The 3,105-nt window shown below is 37.4% G+C and carries 3 protein-coding genes; 1 reads left to right on the top strand and 2 read right to left on the bottom strand.

From position 1 onward, the window contains the following. Both pgm and seqA read right to left on the bottom strand, forming a co-directional pair. A partial coding sequence (gene pgm / locus ABYD77_RS18445; RefSeq protein ID WP_372771558.1) for a phosphoglucomutase (alpha-D-glucose-1,6-bisphosphate-dependent) occupies positions 1-1,518 on the bottom strand: 1,518 nt, incomplete at its 3' end. Positions 1,519-1,532: 14 nt separating this feature from the next. After that, positions 1,533-2,060, bottom strand: coding sequence for a replication initiation negative regulator SeqA (gene seqA / locus ABYD77_RS18450; RefSeq protein WP_372771559.1), 528 nt, complete (start codon positions 2,058-2,060; stop codon positions 1,533-1,535). 131 nt (positions 2,061-2,191) lie between these two features. Between seqA and ABYD77_RS18455 the strand changes: the two genes are divergently transcribed. Then, positions 2,192-2,962, top strand: a complete 771-nt coding sequence (locus ABYD77_RS18455; RefSeq protein WP_372771560.1) for an alpha/beta fold hydrolase — start codon at positions 2,192-2,194, stop codon at positions 2,960-2,962. The last annotated feature ends 143 nt before the right edge of the window (positions 2,963-3,105 follow it).

Below are 3,105 nucleotides of genomic sequence, written 5' to 3' on the forward strand. Positions count from 1 at the left end.
AAACCAACCATTTTGTGTTGTTACTTTTAAACCACCAATTGCTGCGCCATTACCAGGTGCATGGGTGAGTTTTGCTAAAATACTGTCGCCTGCAAGGGTATCGGCAGTTACATCGTCAGCCGATAATTTAGATAACTTTGCTTTTTGCTGAGTATTGGCTGGCGCATCTAAACGTTTGTAGATTGGTGCACCAAACTCTTCTGTTAAAGCGTTATAATGCTCACTTGGTGTTTTACCAGTCACAGCTAAAATCTCAGCGGCTAAAAGCGCAAGAATAAAACCGTCTTTATCAGTTTCCCAAACACTGCCGTCACGACGTAGGAAAGAAGCACCTGCACTTTCTTCACCACCAAACAATAAGCTTGAATCTAATAAACCATCAACAAACCATTTAAAGCCCACAGGTACTTCAAATACTTCACGGCCATGTTTAGCAACGACTTTGTCGATCATTGCACTAGAAACCAGTGTTTTACCTACTTTAGCATCGATTGGCCACTCTGGGCGGTGACTGATCAGATAGTCAATTGCTACTGCTAAATAATGATTAGGGTTCATCAGACCATCTGGCGTAACAATACCATGACGGTCATAATCAGGATCATTACCAACCGCAATATCAAACTTATCTTTAAGTGAAATTAAGCTTGCCAATGCATAAGGCGATGAACAATCCATTCGGATTTTGCCGTCTTTATCAAGCGTCATAAAAGAAAATTGCGGGTCAATTTTTTCATTAACAACGGTAATGTCTAAACCGAATTTTTCGGCAATCACTGGCCAAAAATTAATGCCAGAGCCACCTAACGGATCTACACCAATTTTAATACCTGCATTTTTAATCGCTTGCATATCAATAATGTTTGCAAGGTCTTCCACATAAGGTGTTATTAAGTCTTGATATTGAATAAAACCAGAACGTTTTGCTTTAACAAATGGGAAAAGTTCAACTTCAACTAAATCTTCAATTAAAAGTTGATTCGCTCTATCTTCAATCCATTTTGTGATATTGGTATCAGCTGGACCACCATTAGGCGGATTGTATTTAAAACCACCATCTTCAGGTGGATTATGAGAAGGTGTAATAACAATGCCATCAGCAAGTTCAGCACTATGCGTTTGGTTGTGCGTTACAATCGCATGACTTATAACAGGTGTTGGCGTGTAATCGTCATTTTCTTGCGTTACAACCTGAACCTCGTTTGCCACTAACACTTCAATAGCTGAATTAAATGCAGCTTCAGAAAGGGCATGAGTATCTTTACCTAAGAAAAGCGGACCAAAAATATTATTTTGTTTTCGATAATCACAAATCGCTTGGGTGATTGCCAAAATATGTGATTCATTAAAATTAGTTTTTAATGAACAACCACGGTGACCAGATGTGCCAAATGCCACTCGCTGCTCTGGATGTTCTTCAATATCTGGTTCATATAAATAATATGATGATACTAATTTAGGAATGTTGACTAAGTCTGATTGTAAGGCGCGCTGCCCTGCTCTTTCATGGTTTGCCATGATCCACCTTTAAATTATAAGTAATCGCGTAATTTTTCTGCTTCGTCTTCACTGTAGCCTAGAGATATGGCAACTTCGTGAACCATCATTTTTTTACGTGTAGTATTTGAGTTAGTCATAACCCAATAGCCACTATCCATAATGTTTTTAGGATTAGTGCTACTGCCAGATGCAATTAAATCGTCTTTGTTTGTAGCGAAATAAATACGATCACGGCCTTTGATATCAAGCACACGATTAAAAATACCTTTATGTGTGCGATGAAGAGCAGAAAGAATAAATAGAAAACGCCCTACAACGCCTTTTTGCATTGCAAGTTCTTCTTTATTCAAGATATTAAACACGTTATCGCACTTATGTTCTTTTTTCTCTGTTGGCGCAACCTGCTCTTCAACTTCCACAGTTTCAGTAACTGGAAGATTTGGGAGATCTGTATCTAGCTTTAATAGGCGACGTAAAATTTGAGACGCGCTTTCACCAATACTCTGAGTATTACTTGCTATATACTGATATAACTCGTCGTCGATTTCGATTTTTTTCATGGTTATCCTAATTGTTAGACGAATTTAGCAAAAATCTCGCATAGTATAACGAGTTTAAATTGATTTCTCTATGTTTGCTTTTTCAAGTTTCACTCGGCACAATGCTGCTTTTCATTAGCTTAACTACGCAAATGCAATTAAATTATTCACAACTTGGCGATAATACAGACAACTTGCCAATTATCGTAATTCATGGCTTATTTGGCTCTAAAGAAAATTTAAATATCATTGCCAAACCACTCAGTGAAAACCATCAGGTTATCAACGTCGATCTTAGAAATCACGGCCAATCATTTCACGATGCTACAATGAACTACCAAGTAATGGCTGACGATGTATTTAATTTATTAAACACATTAAATATTAATCAGTGCACTCTTGTGGGTCATTCCATGGGTGGAAAAGTGGCGATGCAAATGGCTTTAAGCCAAGGTGAGCGAATAGCCAAGCTCGTTGTATTAGATATAGCACCAACACAGTACACACCAAGACATCAAAATGTATTCAACGGCTTAAAAAACGTGAATTTAGCCGCGATTAATAATCGAAGTGAGGCAGATGCTCAGTTAGCTGAATTTATTGAAGAACCTGGCGTAAGGCAGTTTTTATTAAAAAGTTTAGCAAAAACAGAACTAGGTTTTAGTTGGCGCTTTAATGTTGAGCAAATAATTGCATCATATGATGCGATATTGGCAAAACCTGAAGGTTTAGCATATACAAAGCCCACTCTTTTTATTAAAGGCGCAAATTCTGACTATATTTTAGAATCACACCGCCCTGAAATTGCTTCGCTATTTCCCAATGCTAAAGCAAAAATAATCGCAGGCGCTGGCCATTGGTTACATGCTGAAAAGCCAAGCCAGGTAAATTTAGCAATAAGTCAATTTGTTGCTAGTTATTAGAGAGAAAAAATAGAAAAAACCTACTTATTACATGGGTACTATTTTTGATCTTTGATAATGTATTTAACGGCTTACTATGCTATAGTTGCGGCCGTTTTCGCGCAGATTCAGAATAATAATGTTAGATAAATTATTAGATGGTA

This window comes from Pseudoalteromonas sp. (assembly GCF_041629635.1).
GTDB lineage: Bacteria > Pseudomonadota > Gammaproteobacteria > Enterobacterales > Alteromonadaceae > Pseudoalteromonas.

Bases quoted from the DNA above. Each gene is read 5' to 3' on its own strand.
- seqA (WP_372771559.1), bottom strand. From the start codon at position 2,060: ATGAAAAAAATCGAAATCGACGACGAGTTATATCAGTATATAGCAAGT.
- ABYD77_RS18455 (WP_372771560.1), top strand. From the start codon at position 2,192: ATGCAATTAAATTATTCACAACTTGGCGATAATACAGACAACTTGCCA.